Below are 15994 nucleotides of genomic sequence, written 5' to 3'. Positions count from 1 at the left end.
CGCTACTCACTCGCCCTTGTAGAAGAAACCGGTCGATGGGTCATCCGGTGTACCGATCAACATGGCGCGATCCAGGAAGACGTTATTGGTCTCGCAGCTCGTCTCCGCAAGGAGTACGCAGGCATAGCAGGCAGCCAGGTTGAGGCTGTTGATCCCGCTGGCCTCGGACTCAATGCATGGTGGGTCCTGCGAACACCACTCGGCGCGGGACAGCGCCGATTCCAGGGTCTCGTATAGCTTGCGGTGCTCTCCCTGGGCGACAACGCCGCCGAGAGAACCGGCGGAGTCGCTGGTCGCGGTGTAGATGAGAACCCCGGCCATGTCCTTGTCGACATAGAGCCGCTCGCGGAGCGCGGCTGAAGGATAACCGCAGTCCAGACTCCATTCATTGATGAGCACATGTGCGAGGGTGTGCAGCAGGATGTAGCGCGCCGTCACAGGCGACTTGATGTCATCAGTTCGCACTGTGCTACCGGTCCGTTCTGCGCGCTCGCGCAGGAGCATCGTATGGTTGTGCCAGATCTGTCGGGAGCGGGTCACGGGACCGGGCCGCTGCTCCCAGGCCTGCAACAGATCCTCATCGATGGCGAGGAAAACGCCTTCGCCGCTCACTTCGATCGCGGGAAGCCAGTCCACGGTGCCGTTCGCCAAGGCGGCACGACGCGTGTCGCCGCTGGCCGGATCGGGCATGGTGACCCGCGTGAAGGATTCAAGTGCTCGCACTTCGCGCAAGCGCTTCACCAACATGGAGCGCTTGATGCCATAGGGCAGTGCGCTTCCATCGCCTGCCGCCATCACACATTCGAAGTTCTCGTCGCGGGAGACGATCCTGGTGCCGTCGTAAAGCTGGTTGTACTCCTCGCGCCGCAACTCGTTGGCCGATTCGAGCATCGGCGCAGCTTCATCAGAGTCCGGCAGAGCACTAGCCTCAAGCTGGCGCCTACGGTGAATCGCAGCGAGGACCTGGTCCGCCGTGAACCGATCGTCATCCATGATGTCGGTCCTCTTGATGGCGTTCAGGAGCACCGAGTCGGACACACCATCGTCCAACAGGCCACTGAACATGTCGTAGTGCTGATTGAGCCGCTGCTGGAGGGACTCCGACCAGGGCGGAATCGAAAGAGCCGACCGAGTGATGGAGAACCAGGCGGCTGACGCGCCTCGCTGCAACGTGCGCGGGGTCGCGGTGCACGCCGGTTCGTTGGCATCGCGGCCAAGCCACGGCCGGCGTCCCTTGCACTTGATCCCCAGTGCGAACATCGCGCCGCCGCCGAAGACGCCCTCTAAGGACGCCGGGCGGACGCCGCACGAACACTTGATCACGACCGATCGAAGTGACGCCGTCTGACCGCTGCTCTCCAATGTGAGTTCGTGTTTGACCTTATCGTTGGGGTCACGGCCGGGCTCACTTTTCTTGTGGACCCATTCGAAGTAGGGGAAATCGTCCAGGTGCCCGTTATCGCAGGCGATCACAAATCGTGACGGTGTCAGCGGCTTGTCGCAGGCGCCGCAGAGGCTCTTGCCTGCCGGAGAACCGAATCGCTTGAATTCCTGAAGCTTTCTACATGCGCCGCAGGAGTACATCTCAGGGAAAAGACGGACTCTGATCCCATCCCCGGAGGACGGCTCGTCCGCCGGCGGGAGCTGGAAGCGTGCAACCCGGAGCCAATGCTGGAGCCTCGGCTCGAAGATCACATCCGACTTCCAAACGTTGCGCCAACTGTCCAGTCCGCACACGATGTAGGACTGGTCCTCGACGGCGATCATCGCGCCTACGCCGTACGTGGTGATGGTCTGCGCCCGTCGTACCGCTCCTAACGGTGTACGCGTGATTACGGTGTCCTCGCTGCGGCCCGTCCGACGAGTCCGCCCATTACGAAGTGCCATTCTTCATCGCTCCAGGTATAGGTCGGACTCAGCGTCGACGTCGCGGAGGCTCCACAGCGTGGGGAACGCATCGTCGAGATCTGTGTCGGCGTGGGAACGGAGGAGGGCCTCATTAGGGTGGCGCCTCTCGCTCCGCTTGAACCGCGGCTTGGCTTCGTAGACCAGAGCCGGATTGTCGTCGGCCAACTCACGCCAGCGACCGATGATGTCGTTGAGCTCCTTCTCGGTGCCGGCCGCTTCCTCCTCGTCGATCGCCTTCGCTCTCGCCACGATAAGGTCCTTTAGTTCCTCGATCCGGCTCTCGTGGGTATACACGGCCGCCGCTGCGCCGTTGAGGCGGAGCACCGGGTAGAGGAGTCGGGCCATCCCGATCAGGACGGCGTGGAGGGCCCGGTCCCGGGCACGTGGCGAGAAGGGTGTCACACTGGTCGATTCGACCTGCCGGTAGAGCGCCGAGTGGTACGGTATGAAGCTTTCGTAGTGCGACCGGTCCCGGGACCGGTTGGCGTTGTAGAGGGTGACGACCAGGCCGGGGTGCTGACGGCCGATGCGGCTGCTGGACTGGATGTACTCCGCTGTGGTCTGCGGCTGACCCATGATCGCCATGAGGCCGAGTCGATCCACGTCCACGCCCACCGAGATCATATTCGTTGCGAGGACCGTATCGAAAGTGTTCTCGTCAGGGAACATTCGCTCGAGATCCTTGAGCCGCTTGGGAATGTCGCTGGATTTCACGCGACTCGTCAGCTCTGTGAGTTGATCGGCACGACGCAACTTAGCGCCGTTTCGCTCTGCTAAAAGCTTGAGTCGATCCTGGACGTCGTCCAACACCTGAAGTTCGGCAGCGGCCAGGAGGCGCAGGCTGTTGAAATAGCCGACTAGTGTCCAGTACGCGTCCCTAACGGAGTCGGGACCGTCTATTTCCGCGGCATGGTGCAGAAGTGCGGCGTATGCACGAACCAGCAGGGTCGCCTGACTGGTGTTAGGTGCGAGAAGGCCGACGTATAGGCGTGATGCTTTATCCTCGGCCGGCGTTTCGACCGCGAACCAGGAGTCCCGTGCGTCGAGGCCGGCGGGCGGGAACTGAGCGACATCCCGCATGAACAGACGATTGCCTTGCTCTTTGGCCCGACGAATGGTCGCGGTCGAGGCGATAACCTTGGGCTGGTCCGCCGCGATGTCGATCGCCGTCTCGTACAGGCCGGTGAGGCTGCCGAGTGGACCGGAGATGAGATGGAGTTCGTCCTGGACGATGAGCTCCGGGGGGAGCGTACCCTCCCGATCCCTGTTGAAGAGAGCCGCCACGTCGTGACGCCACGTGATCTGAGCGAACTTGTCGACGGTCGCGATGATCAGCGTCGGTCGAACCTCGTAGATCTTCTCGTCGACCACATGAACCGGGAGCTCGCGGTTGAATTCGCACTGCCAATCGGCGCAGAAGATGCGCATCTTGGAAATCGCAACGTCCACTTCGTACTCATCGGGCCCCATGGCGGTGCCGCACCACGGACAGAAGCGGAGCTGGACAGGGTTGTCCTTGTGTAACTCCCCGCCGTCCCGGAGCTTCTTCAGGCCGGCGGCTGCGTCCTTGAGCTTGTTGGGCGTGGCTGCGGCGCCTACCCACATGCCGATGGAAATGGTCTCTTCACCCAGTTCCTTTGGCGCATTACGCCGGATGATCTCCATGGCACAGATCAGAGCTGCGGCGCGTTCGAACTGCTGGAGGGTCAGCAGGCGGAGGGTATACCGCATTATGGCTGTGACCCCGGCACCCGACTCGCCCTTCCTGAGCCGGCGCAGGAAGACGGTGAACGCGATGATGCCCAGGTATGCCTCGGTCTTGCCGCCACCTGTGGGAAACCATAGAAGATCGGCGATCTTGCGGCTCTCGTGGTCCCGGTCGACGATGCCGTCCATGCAGAGCAGTAAGAAGGCGATCTGGAACGGGCGCCACTTTCCCATTTCGATGTCCGGCCCGCTCTGCTTGCGTCCCTTGATCCAGCTCGTCCTGGCCCGCTGGACCGCCATAGCCTCGTTCGCGTAGCGAAAAGCGGTCATGGCCACAGGATTGCTTCGAAGCGTCTCGATGCCTGAATCCATTCGGTCACAGACCAGCTCGCACTGCCGGATCTGCTCCCTGGTCGACTCGGCGAATTCGGTGTTGCCCAGCAATCTCGATTCTTCGGCACGTTCCGCGATCCAGGCACGGTACCCGTTCACCAGATTCCGGAGTCCGCTGAGAATCTCATCTTCCGGTTTACGCGCGAGGTCGGCCATACCGAGAGCCGAGTTGTCGATCTCCGGGTTGGAGTCGGTCAGCAGTACCTCCTTCCACGGGACGAACTCGCTCCAGATGGCAGCCACGGCAGCCGGCAGTCCCTTGACCAGCGCTTCGTCACGAAGCGGAGGAGGCGTCCAGTCCCAGTTCGCCGCGCATCCATGGCCCGCCGCGAAGTTGGGGGCGTAACGGTAGAGCAGGCGGTTCGTCTTGATCTCCGCCTCATCCGCGCCGACCGGGACGGGCCGTTCCACAAAGGGCTTCGTACCCTCCTCCCCCGTGACGAGGATTTTCGGCTGGTAGAAGCAATAGGCGTCACGGATGCCGAACTTGTCAACCTCGTTCACGTTGACCAGCGCGACCGTAACCGATACGGCCCCGTCTTTAGGACGACGGACCCGTACGCGGAGCTCTGCTCCGGGCGCCAGCGGTTTGCTGCACTGGCGGGGAGCCGTGACATCCACCTGAACGGGCTCGAGTTCAAGGGCCTTCCGCTGCCAGCGGAGATCCTGCTCTTCGACGGTACGCCGCTCGGCGCGCTGTGCCTTGACCGGACGTCCGGCCTTGTCGATCGGCTCATAGATGGCGGCCGTTACAACGACGGTGATCGTCGGGGACACCGTCGGATCCACCCCGAAGGTGAGACCCATGGACGACGGGGCCTGGTCATTGGCCAGCGAGACACCTGTGTCGACGACATCGTCCTTGACTCGCGTTTCGGCGGAGAGATCCGCGTCACGTTCGAGCACTTCTCCCTCAACCTCGGCGGGGTCACGACGCCGAGGGTAGAGAAGGCCGGCGACGTATGTCGTCACTGGGGAGTCCGTGAGGATCTCGTCGGCCCCGCCGACCGGGCCGACCATGTCGAGGCGAAGACGCTCGACGAGGTCGGCACGGAAGGCGTAGTGCTCAGTGTGCTTCGACATCAGGTTCCTTCTTGTCCCAGGTAAAGGTGGACAGGCCGACGAGACGCGGCGCGAGCCACACACCGTGCTGGTCGAGTCCGGCGCGGACACCGGCGGCTTCATTGCCGGCGACGGTCTCCACGGTGTCGATGTGGACACTGGAGATCAAAGACGGGAATGAGCAGGGTACGAAGCTCGGGCCGAGCTTGAGGAATCTGTAGAGGTCGCGTCGGAACCTCTCGGAAGCCGTGCCGATCGGCCGCCCCTTATGCGTGATCAGGTAGGGGGGGCTTTCGAGGAGTCCGATCGGCTCCGGGTAGACCCGCTCCAACTCGACGGCATCTCCAGGGCGTACGGCGGTCGCCAAGTAGTGCTGTAAGTCTGCGGCATCGGCCTCGAAGTCAACTGAACCCGCCGGGTACTCGGTGGTGACGTCACCCCCTTGAAGTTCGAGACCGTCTCGACGCCAGCGCTGGAAGAAGTACCGGCCCCATCGGTCAGTGACGTCATGGATTCGGATGTTGCGCATATCCACGGCCGGGACCAGGTAGAGCTCGTCCCGCGCTCGTGTCATCGCCACATAGAGCAACCGGGCTTCTTCAGCGGGATCCTTGTCGATCTGCTTGGACTTGTCCTCTGGGGACTTTTCCCGCAGCGGTCCCGGATCCACCACGAGGACCCGGTCGAACTCCAATCCCTTGGCGCGGTGGAAGGAAGAGACCACGAGCTGTGCAGGGGGTTGGGCGATCAGTTCGTCCGGCAACCGGCCTGCGGCGAGCGCGGAGCGGAGCCGGGACAGGTCCAAGAGGCGGTCCGAGCCGTGTCCGGTGCCGGTGCGCTGGAGCAATCGCCAAAGGACGTCGGGGTCCGAGCCCTCGATCAGGGGCAGATCGCCGACCAGCTCATCGAACTTTCCCCGGTTCAGCGACGCTCCAGAGGAGCGTGCCACAAGGAGCCCTAGCCACATCGGAGCAACTCGATCACGCGCGGACCGCTGAAGCCTATGAGGCACGCCGACTGAATGAAGTCTCTCTGAGATCATCAAAGCCTGACCATTGGTCCGGCAGAGAATCGCGGACGTGCCGGAAAAAGTGGTAAGCGCATCGGCGGCCAGTTCGTCGAAACCGCCGAAATTCATGACTCCGGTGAGAACCTGCCGGAGTTCGTTGTAGTGCGCTTCGCCGTCCACATTCCCGGATTCCGAAAGCATGCGCAGCCGAGGTCCGAAGTCGAGGGCGGTCCTCGCCTCGTCGGTCCGCGCGCGAAAGTTTTCGGTGAGGCTCAACTCCGTGAGATCTTCACCGAAGGTGCTACGGAGCCACTCGAAGAAGCGGTTGGTCTCCTGTTTGCGCTCCGACGGATTCTTGACAGTGAATCCATAGATCGACTGGGCAGGGTCGCCGACCAGGGTGAACCCGCAGTCGAATCGGTCCAGCAGGGCCTCCACCAGCTCTCGCCTGGTGCCGACAAGATCTTGGACCTCGTCGATGACGACATGGCGGAGGTCGTGCTCGTAAGGCTCGTCGGCGAGGCTGTTGTCGATCGCCTGCTGCGCACCCTCGATACGGGCATCGAAGGACTTCTCCGCCCAGGATCCCTGGGCGTCGACCCGCATGAGCAGGTCGAGCGCCCAGGAGTCGAAGGTCTGGGCCCGTACATACCGGGCCGCCTCCCCGTACTTGGCAAGGCGGCTCTTGAGTTCGCGTACGGCGGCGCGGGAGAAGGTGAGCACCAGGATTTCCCCGGCAGTCAGGTCTTCCCCGGCGACCAGCCGGTCGAGCCGGCGCACAAGCGTGTGGGTCTTGCCCGCACCGGCCTGAGCTGTCACCAAGGTCAGGGCGTCAGCGGGCTGATCGACGACAGCCCGCTGCTCGGCCGTGAGCGTAGGGGTGCCGTTGTAGGCATCGCTCACTTGTTGCTCCAGAGATATTCGAACTGGGTGAAAGCCAGCTGACGGTGGTAGTTGACGATGTTGTCCGCCACGTCGAGGATCAGGCAGGTCTCCTTGCCGCCGTTCTTCGGGCCACGGAGACCACGCCCGATCATCTGCTGGTAGACGTTCGGGCTATAGGTAGGCCGCGCCACGATGACCACCTCGGTGGCCGGAGCGTCGAAGCCCTGGGCGAGCACGCCATAGTTGGTCAACACCCGGATCTGTTTCCGCCGGAACCTCTCGATGTGCGTGCGCCGGTCGGCGTCCGGGGTGCCGGAGTCGATCGAGGCGGACTTGATGCCGAGGTCGTTGAGCTGGGCGGCCATAAGCTTGGCATGGTTGACCGACGTGGCGAAGAGCAGCACCGGACTGTCCTCCGGAAGTGCCTGGATCTCCTGGATGAGCGTCTGGTTACGTGCGATGTCCCGCCCCAGCTTCTCCTCCACGGTGGCAGGCAACCTGGCTCCTTCGAAGGCCGTCGCCTGGCGAAGATCCTCCTCGGAGAGCGTGAGAGTAGAGCCCTGGAGTGCTCTGTGGTCGACTCGCGCCAGCACGCCCAAGTCCTGGAGCTCCGCGTAAGGATCGCCGGTCGAGAAGATCCCCTCATCGAGACGGTTCCGCCCGTAGCGCTCGACCAGGCGACTGGTCTCGGTCTCGTTGAAGCCGCGGAACGGCGTGGCGGTCAGTCCGAGCAAAGGACGCGTGGTCTCCCTGAAGGTCAGGCCCAGCGACGCGAGAATGCGTGTGTAGCGGGGAGTAATCGAGGTGTGGGCCTCGTCCACGATCACGAGCGCGGGGTGGCGGAGCCATGCGTACTCGGCCGTGTCCAGGCAGACCTCCAGCTTGGCGTCCGTGGCGACGACCAGCTGAGCCGTATCGCCGCTCGGAGCGGCTTCGCGAGTAGACCATAGACGGTTGATGATCAGCTGTTCTTCAGGGCCGACCTTGGACCAGACAAAGGACCAACTCTGGACAGCCTGCTCACAGAGCTCTTCGCTCTGCGCGATCCAGAGCACGGGCCGACCGCCAAGCCCACGCGCCTTGATCACCCGGATCACCGCCTCCGCCGCCACGCGCGTCTTGCCGGCGCCGGTCGGCAGACACAGCATCGCGCGGGGAGCGTCGTACTTGGTCAACAGCTCGACCGCCTTCTGCGCGAGCCGCTCCTGGTAGTCATGGAGCCGGGGAAAGCGGGTGGGACCGTAGACCTTCTCCAGCGCCGGCAGAGTCTCCCCTCGGGTCCCTGCGTACTCGCCGGGGAAACCGAGATCGTTGACAATGCGCACAGACGTGGCGTCGCCTCGGAACCCGGCCGCGAGCTGGGAGAAGTTGGCCTCGATGTCCTTTCGGTAGATGCGCAGTACTTCCGTCCCATAGGCGTTGTGGGCCAGCTCGGCCATCCGCTGATCGCCTTGGGCGCTCCCGTGGTTGGCCTCGTCGCTCTCAAGCAGACCTTCGGGAAGCCCTTTCTTTAAAGCCTCGACCCCGATGAGCAGAAGCAGCTTCTCCGCCAGGCTCTCGGTACGGCGTACGTGCTGGATGCGTTCGTTGTTGCGCTCCTGCGCGCGGCGGTCGAGGACGCCTCTGCAGCCCGACGCGCCGAGGCCGAGTCGAAGGACACCATCCACGATGGTGAGCACTTGTAGGTCGTGCGCGGGCATGCGGACGAGGACCTTGCGCTCTTCGGGTAGTTCCGCCGCAGGAATCGACTGAGTGCGCATACCGTTCGGAGTCCGAATGATCTCTTCGAGTTCGTCGCAGCGAACGGTGGACCAGCCCTCCACCTGAGATCGTCGGAGCATCTTCAGGTGGGGGAACTCCTCCAGGATCAGGACCGCGTCCGCCTGCGCCGCGTAACGGATCTCCTTCTTGATCGCGTCAGAGGGCGCGAGCATGTTCCACGCCTCCCGCATCGTCTCGGCCAATTCCTCGGTCGGAACGAGCAGAGCCGGCACCCTCTCACGTACGAGCGTGTCGTATTCCGAGCGACTCGAGGTCACTGCGATGTCCTTGTCCTCGACATCGCTACGCCACTCGTCACCCACTCGACAGCGCGTCATCGCGCCCTCGGGAAAGGCCACGACGACGTCGAATATCAGAGCATAAACCCGGCCAGGGAACGTGTCCTCGGTGGATTCGGATGCCTCCTCGACGAGTTCGCGCCACAGCGATTCGGGAACCTCGCTCAGCGTCAGCGGAAGCCCCAGCATCGCGGCGACGCCGGGCGACACATTCGCCACAGGAAGGACATCTTTGTAGGCGGCTAATTCAGGACCAACGCAGAGTTTGATCTCTCGCAGTCCCCGAGAAGTCTGTACGTACCCGAACTTACGGGTGAGCCATCGAATCGGGGACGGGACAGTCTTGCGACTGGCCACTCCTTTGTTGCCGGCCTGCATGGTCCAGGTAGCGACCGCGCCACCCAACGGAATCGCCCTGAGGAAGGCGGCGCGCCCCTCAGGCGATAGCGTGGTGAACAGATGCAGAGGACCTGCGGGGTCGCTTCCCTCGAACTGCATGCGTGCCAAGGTGGGGCGAGGTTCGCTGGCCGGGAGCTTGGCGACGTACTGCTGCCAGTAGTCCTTCCTGTACTCCTCGAACCACTCCTCCCCACTGGGATCCATGTTGGCCACGGGTCCTTCGAGCAGTCCGAGCTCGGTGAGGTAGACCCGGTCGTATCGGTGGAACTGCATGTCGACTGTGATGTTCTTGTCACGCGAGCCGTCCTCGGGAACGACACGGCCAGGGAGCAGACAGTCCCTGATCCGACGAAAGTTCCCGAGGAGGACCTTTACCTTGAGTTCCTTCACCGTGTCGATGTCGCGGTCCTTGAACGCGGCCTTCACGCCGTTGGCTCCGGCCAAGCGCGCCAGATCCCAGAACGCGGCCCAGTCACGGTCGGAGTACCCGAAGAACCCACGCTCCACCACCGAGGCGAATCGGCCGGCGGCATCCGCTTCGTGGATGCCCAGCAGATCCAGAGCCCTAGCGATGTTGTCCTGGCCGGCATAGACGCGCTCGTCCACGTAGATCGTGTTGTCGGCCAGGCCGTCAGCGGCCGATCGCCGGAAGACGTGCGTGGAGGGAGTGACTAGTCCCAGTGTTTCGGTGAGGACGATCTTGGCCCGAAGCGCGTCTTCCACCTGCGGGTGATTGTGCCGCTTCATATCGGAGACGATGAGCACCGCGCGCGCCGACGCTTCTGGAGTCTTGTCGGAGACAAGCGCCTCCAACCATTCCTTCACCGTGGCGACCGGTTGGGTCGTGTGTTCCAGGATGCGGTTGACACTGTCCCGGCGGTGCTTGGGGTTCTCCACGGAGTGGTGAATCCAGTTCGTCGGGCGTCCGGGGTGGTCCCCCCACCACTGCAGCCATTCCGGTCGCAGGTCGGCGGGGTGCACCCGGATCCTCGCCGGCGTGTCGAACGTACCGTTCTGATTAGGAAAGACCGGCTTGTCGGCGGCGAGGTGCCAGATCTTCGCCACGAGGTCCTCGGCCGCCCACTGCGGCTCCTCTCTACCTCGTGAGGGCACGGAGTCCAAGCACGCTCCTGGGTCGTCCGGCCGCGCCAATGACGGAAGGGACGAGACCACCAGATCAGCGACTTCGACGATCAACTCGTCGTTGAACCGGTTGTTGGCGTAGAGGTTCTGGCGGTCCTCGCTGGTCTTCCAGGGGGCGTTGACGATTCCCCGAAGAGTCATCGTGTAATTCGTCGGGAAGTAGGCCCAGAACTGTCCCCTGCGGGTTCGGGTTCCTCGTTCAGGTACTGCCCAAGCAATGTCGATCTCAGGCCGGTCGTGAAGCTCACCGGCTTCCTCCAACGCCCTTGACGATGGTCGGTAGACACGGGTGAAAACCCGCCAGTCGGCGACCTGTTCCTCCTTCTCCTCCTCTCCGGTGCGGGAGGAGAACTCCTGTAGGGCGTGGTGCTCGCCGTCGACCTTCTGGAAGATCTGCCGCTTGAACGCCCGCCCGGAGAGTCGCTTCTCCAGCGTGACGGTCCCGACATGCGGAGAGAACAGCGAGAACTCCACAGGGAACTCGTCGATGTCCTTGGCGAGTCGCGCAACAGCAGCCGGTTTCAAGGGCAACCGCACGACGGTAGTGGCCCACGAGAGCAACTGTTTGAGAATGGGATCCGTAGCCGCGGTGCGGTCCCGGTCGAGAGGGCGGGCCATGCGAAGCACGGGTGTCTCCGTGGCCGCGGGCTGGATCCGTTTGATCTCCAGCTCCGCCCACTCCCTGTCGAAGCCGAAGCTCTTCTCCTCCTCACTGCTGAAGAACTCGGGCACGTCGGTGACACTCAGCACGGACTTCACTCCGACGCCGAACCGCCCGATCTGGCCGCCTCGCTTACGTGAAACACCCATGCGCAGAATGGTGTCCGCGCCCTCAGATGTCATGGCAGTACCCTGATTGGCGCAGTACAGGTGGGTGTCCGTGAGGACCACCGCGATCTCGCCGCCCGGGTCGTTCCGCAGTTCGTCTGCGCCGTTCTGCACCAATTCGTAGATCTGGCGGTCACCGTAGCCGCCTTCCTTGATTCGGCGCTCGCCGTTGACGTGCTCCTGGATCAGACCAGGGTCGATTCTATAAGTCTCGAGCACGCGCGCGGTCTGCTGGAGAACCACATCCAGCACAGAAGGGCCGTCATTGCTCACAACAATTGTCTCCCGACGATGAAATGCCAGTTGAGGGGATAGGACAGAGGCATGAAACGAATTCAGGCACGCAAAGGAGACGTTCGGCGATGTGTCTGCCGACCCTTTGTTGGGCATACTAAATACAGTTCGATGCCGATGAAGCAAGTAGAGCGGTCGGGCGGATTGCGGCTCGCTTCGCCCTGCGAAAGGCTTTGAGACCCGGCCTTCGGCGCAAACCATATTGCCATATGAGCGGCTTCGCCCGCAAGCAGTAATTTACTGGACCCCAAGGACGAAATGGCGCATATATGGACACGTTACACCTTTCTTGGGCTCGGACCACCTTGATGACATAGAGAGTTGCCCGGACAGTGGCGTCAATCGGTGTCAAACGCTAGCCTGAGGCGTCAAATGGACCCCTCTCACCTGGAGAAACCTCGCGATGACGCAGGACGATGGCAGCATCACCCGCGATCCGGTGGCGTTCGGGGCTTGGCTCGGTAGGCAGCTGCGCCGCAAGGGCATGAGCCAGTCGGAACTGGCAACGGCCTTGAACGTGACACGCGCTGCGGTCTCGGCCTGGATCACCGGCCGCGCCACGCCTCGGATCGAGAACATCCAGGCGATCGAAGAAATCCTCGACCTGGCAGCCGGCTCCTCGGAGACCCGCGACGAGACTCCGGAATCGAGCGGCTACGTCGCCTGGCACCATCGCCTGGCACATTCCGACGGCGGTCGGGAGTTAGGAAATCCCGCGGCCTTCGCCTTCGACTCCTCCTTGTCGATAGCCGCTAGAGAGGCGACCCAGAACAGCCTGGACGAGCGTTGGGACAAGACGCGTCCGGTCCGAGTCCGCTTCACTCTGCACGAGCTCACTGGCGAGCGTCTACGCCGGCTCCAGGAAGCCATACGATGGGACGACCTCGCTCCGCACATAGAGGCTGCAGGCGATCAGAAGCAGAAGGTCGGCCGCATGCTGGCCGACGGACTTCGTGAGCTACGAGAGACCGGCAAACTGCTTCTCCTCCGTATCGACGACTACAACGCGAACGGCCTGACCGGTTCTGAGTACGAGGACGGAAGGTTCGCCGCGGTCGTCCGAAGACAGCTCGACAGCCACAAGAAGGGCATCGCCGGCGGCTCTTTTGGTCTCGGCAAGGCGACGATCTGGGGTGCCAGTCGTTTCGGTCTGGTCGTCATGAACAGCACGCTCTCGGAGCCTCACGAGGATCTTCGTGAACGACGTCTCATCGGCCGAATAGATCTTCCATGGCATGAGTTGAATGGAGTTCAGTACGCGGGTCCTGCCTGGCTCGGCGGTCGAGATCCTCTGAGAGAGGCGGCCGCTCGATCGTGGTGGGCCGGCGAACGCACCGTGGAAGAGCTGTACCTGACTCGAGGGAGCTCCGATCCGGGTACAAGCTTCCTGATCGTCGGAGCGCACGATCCTTCCGGAGAAGCCACGACTCTGGAGGAGATGCACATGGTTCTGGTGCGTGGATTGGCCACCCACTTCTGGGCGTCCATGGTCGCAGGCCGTGGCCAGGCGCCGATGCTGGAGGCGTCGGTGGAGGCTTTGCGCAATGGCCAGTCCGTCGTCGCGGAAGAGCGTGTCGACCCGTACCGCTACGAGCCCGCACGGGCGCGTGCGGTCCGAGCATTCCTCGATAGAACAACGGTGTCGCAACTCGTTCGGGCGGAGGACGTGGTGGAGATGGCCGTGCCGTTGACCGTCCCGCCATCCAAGTCCGATCCGCAGTCGGATTTGGTGGAGCACGAGGCCGTGCTGTTGGTGACGCCGGCACATGAGGCTGAGGAGAAACCCAATCGCCTGGTCGGAATGCGTGGCACCCGGATGACCGTGTTGGATCGGCCGGTCACCGGGGTCCCCCTTGGCGCACCCCCATTCCAGGCCGTTCTGCTGGCCGGAACGGCGACAGGGGCCGGCGCACCGACCGACGAGGTCGCCGAGGCGTTTCTCCGCGCGGCCGAGCCACCAGAGCACAACGACTGGAAGCCCACCGAGGATCTCACCGCGACATACGCGCGCGGTGCCATGACCAGGCTGAGGGAGTTTCGTAGGGCGGCCTTCGCCAAGGTGCGCAGTGCCGTGAAACCACCAGAACCGGTCGCGCAGGAGGGCCCTCCCGCCATCCTTCGAGACCTGGTGAGCCTCGATCCGACACCGCTCCCGCGGACCAAGGGTTATCCGACCGTGAAGAGCGCTACGGGGGAGGTGGACGATAGCGGGGCGTGGCGGATCAGGGTCGAGATCAAGTTGCCGGAACGAGAAGATCCATGGGTGCTCCGTCCACTACTCAGATTCGCCACTCGTTCAGGCCCGAAACCGGAGGCTCGCTGGGTCGAGCTCTCCGCGGAATCGAACTGCGAACTGATCGGGGACGTGCTGGTGTGCGTCGCGAGAGAACGCTCCGCGGTGTTCACAGGCGTCAGCGATGTGTCCAGTCATCCCGTGGCCGGGCGGATGGCGATCGCTGAAATCGACCTGGTCCAGGCCAAGGACGGCAGCCAATGAAGCAGATCGCGCCTTACCCCGTGCTCGCGGGGGAGCTGACCATGACGGTGCAAGAAGCTCGGCTCGATGATGTGGCGTTGCCATACGGCACGATCTCGCAACAGGACCACACCGTCGGATTGCACCGTGTGGACCGTGACGACTGGCGTACCGCACGGCTGAGTATCCACATCAACGCACCACGACATGAGTTGGACGCAGGGCCTTGGTACAGCCTGGCCTTCTTCGCGACCGCCTCGGAACGGCGGACCAACACCCACTCGGCCGTCAAGCTCATGATGGGCCAGCCGGGCGAGTGGACCGGAGAAGTGGATCTCCACCGAGACGATCATTTTGGTCGTGTGCAACTCTCGGGCCAACTCGTGGCGACGGTCAACGACGTACCAGGGCGAGTGATCGCGACGGTCGCCCGACCTTGGACGGTCGATTTTCAGGCGCGGCGGGCGGCGCAGGGGGAGGCCGTTCAGACGCGATGGGTCGACTTCGCCGAGGATCCGCACCTGGCCTGGTGCAGGAGCGATCCTTGGGCGCTGATCACCACCGATGATGTCGCCATACTCAACCTGAACAGCGGATTCGACGGATTGCGTGCGATCCTCGAAGGCACGAAGGCCGCCGAGCGTCCGATCCGGGAAGGGCTGGCGGCCCAGATCGGAACCGCCATGTGGACCGCCCTCTTCAACGAGGCGGCTCACCAAGCCGAGGGCCACGAATGGCCGGAAGGCTGGCGTGGACTGGTGCTCCGTCGTATGCTGCCCGATCTCTTCCCCGATCACTCGCCGGACGACGCACTGCGCGAGATCGTCAATCTGGGCGTGGGCGGGGTGCAGCCGCGGGTGATGCATGCCGCGGCCAAACAAGCCCGGATGCCGCGCAGCCTGGGCGGCTTCATCAGATCCCTGCAGAAGATTGGTCCGGAGGACGAGTGAACACGACGCTGGGCCTGCTATCCAACGAAGCGGCCGCACGATTCCTGACGACCGGTGTCCTGGAGAACAACGAGCCACTGCCGTCCTCCGCGATCGACCAGATGTCGGAGAGGTCCGCATGGGAGGCTGAGCCGGTTCGGCAACTCTTCGACGAGGTGACGAAGCGCTTCACACCGACCGAACGCACCTCCGCGGACGCCTGGCTGGCTCCAGTGCTGCACGCAACGCTGCGGTTGACCCGCCGTGAGGCCTCAGACTCACGGATATGGAACTACCTGGCACTACGGCTCGCCCCCGACTACGTCTACTGGAGGCACCTGAGCAGGGGTAATCCACCAACGGTGTCACGTGCGCGGTTTTCTGGGCCATTTCATTCCCAGGCCATGGCCCGATTGTGGTGGGCGGCTGAACTCTTCCGCGACGGACCGGACTATGGACCGGTTGTTGCGGCCTGCAGTAATCAGGATGTATTGAATACCGTATTAAGGCTGGATGTGATTCTGCATCGCCCGACCGCTCAGGCGATTATTCGGCTGCTCACCGCCGACGTCGTCCGTACGGGACGACAGGTCAACGCGCTGGCTCAGGCAGTGAACACCGCAGGCAGCACGCTGTCCTACGAGGCGTACGCGCCGGACAACCCCAGGGATGTCGACGCGTACCGTGATTGGATCGAGGAGTTGATGGGCGTTCTGGTGCCGTACAATTCGCTACCGACCGGCCCTCCGGATGGGCGAGTCCGTTCCACCTCGGTGGGTACCTTGACCACTCTCTTCAAGCAACTGCTTGCTGAAAGTCCAGCTGCGAAAGAATTGCCATTGTAGCTCCGAGGCATGTGATTTTTGGCCGCAATCACATATGCTCAACGATATTGATCATG

At 63.2% G+C, this 15994-nt stretch carries 7 protein-coding genes; 3 read left to right on the top strand and 4 right to left on the bottom strand.

Going from position 1 to position 15994, the window contains the following annotated elements:
- Positions 1–6: 6 nt before the first annotated feature.
- From ABGB17_RS03065 to ABGB17_RS03050, 4 genes are read right to left on the bottom strand one after another with little or no spacing between them, the layout of a single operon-like run.
- Entirely contained in the window at positions 7–1887 is a 1881-nt protein-coding gene (locus ABGB17_RS03065) for a DUF1998 domain-containing protein (protein ID WP_347626145.1), read from the bottom strand.
- 3 nt (positions 1888–1890) lie between these two features.
- The gene (locus ABGB17_RS03060) at positions 1891–5091 is read right to left on the bottom strand and encodes a helicase-related protein (protein ID WP_347626144.1); all 3201 of its coding nucleotides are present in this window, start codon (positions 5089–5091) and stop codon (positions 1891–1893) included.
- On the bottom strand, positions 5075–6982 hold the full coding sequence (locus ABGB17_RS03055) for an ATP-dependent helicase (RefSeq protein WP_347626143.1): 1908 nt from the start codon (positions 6980–6982) through the stop codon (positions 5075–5077). Before ABGB17_RS03055 ends, ABGB17_RS03060 begins: the two co-directional genes overlap by 17 nt.
- Complete coding sequence (locus ABGB17_RS03050) at positions 6979–11667, bottom strand: DEAD/DEAH box helicase (protein WP_347626142.1); 4689 nt, start codon at positions 11665–11667, stop codon at positions 6979–6981. Before ABGB17_RS03050 ends, ABGB17_RS03055 begins: the two co-directional genes overlap by 4 nt.
- Positions 11668–12091: 424 nt before the next feature.
- On the opposite strand from ABGB17_RS03050, the gene ABGB17_RS03045 reads away from it, so the two are divergent.
- The 3 genes from ABGB17_RS03045 to ABGB17_RS03035 are packed head-to-tail and all read left to right on the top strand — an operon-like array spanning position 12092 to position 15938.
- Positions 12092–14185 (top strand): helix-turn-helix transcriptional regulator, encoded by a 2094-nt coding sequence (locus ABGB17_RS03045; protein WP_347626141.1) that lies wholly within the window; start codon positions 12092–12094, stop codon positions 14183–14185.
- The gene (locus tag ABGB17_RS03040) at positions 14182–15114 is read left to right on the top strand and encodes a hypothetical protein (RefSeq protein ID WP_347626140.1); all 933 of its coding nucleotides are present in this window, start codon (positions 14182–14184) and stop codon (positions 15112–15114) included. Before ABGB17_RS03045 ends, ABGB17_RS03040 begins: the two co-directional genes overlap by 4 nt.
- Positions 15111–15938, top strand: a complete 828-nt coding sequence (locus ABGB17_RS03035; RefSeq protein WP_347626139.1) for a DUF6339 family protein — start codon at positions 15111–15113, stop codon at positions 15936–15938. The genes ABGB17_RS03040 and ABGB17_RS03035 overlap by 4 nt, the downstream gene beginning before the upstream one ends.
- Positions 15939–15994 lie beyond the last annotated feature (56 nt).

The sequence above is a fragment of the Sphaerisporangium sp. B11E5 genome (assembly GCF_039871875.1).
GTDB lineage: Bacteria > Actinomycetota > Actinomycetes > Streptosporangiales > Streptosporangiaceae > Sphaerisporangium.
The sequence above is the reverse complement of the archived record's forward strand: the minus strand, read 5'-3'. Positions and strand labels throughout refer to the sequence as shown.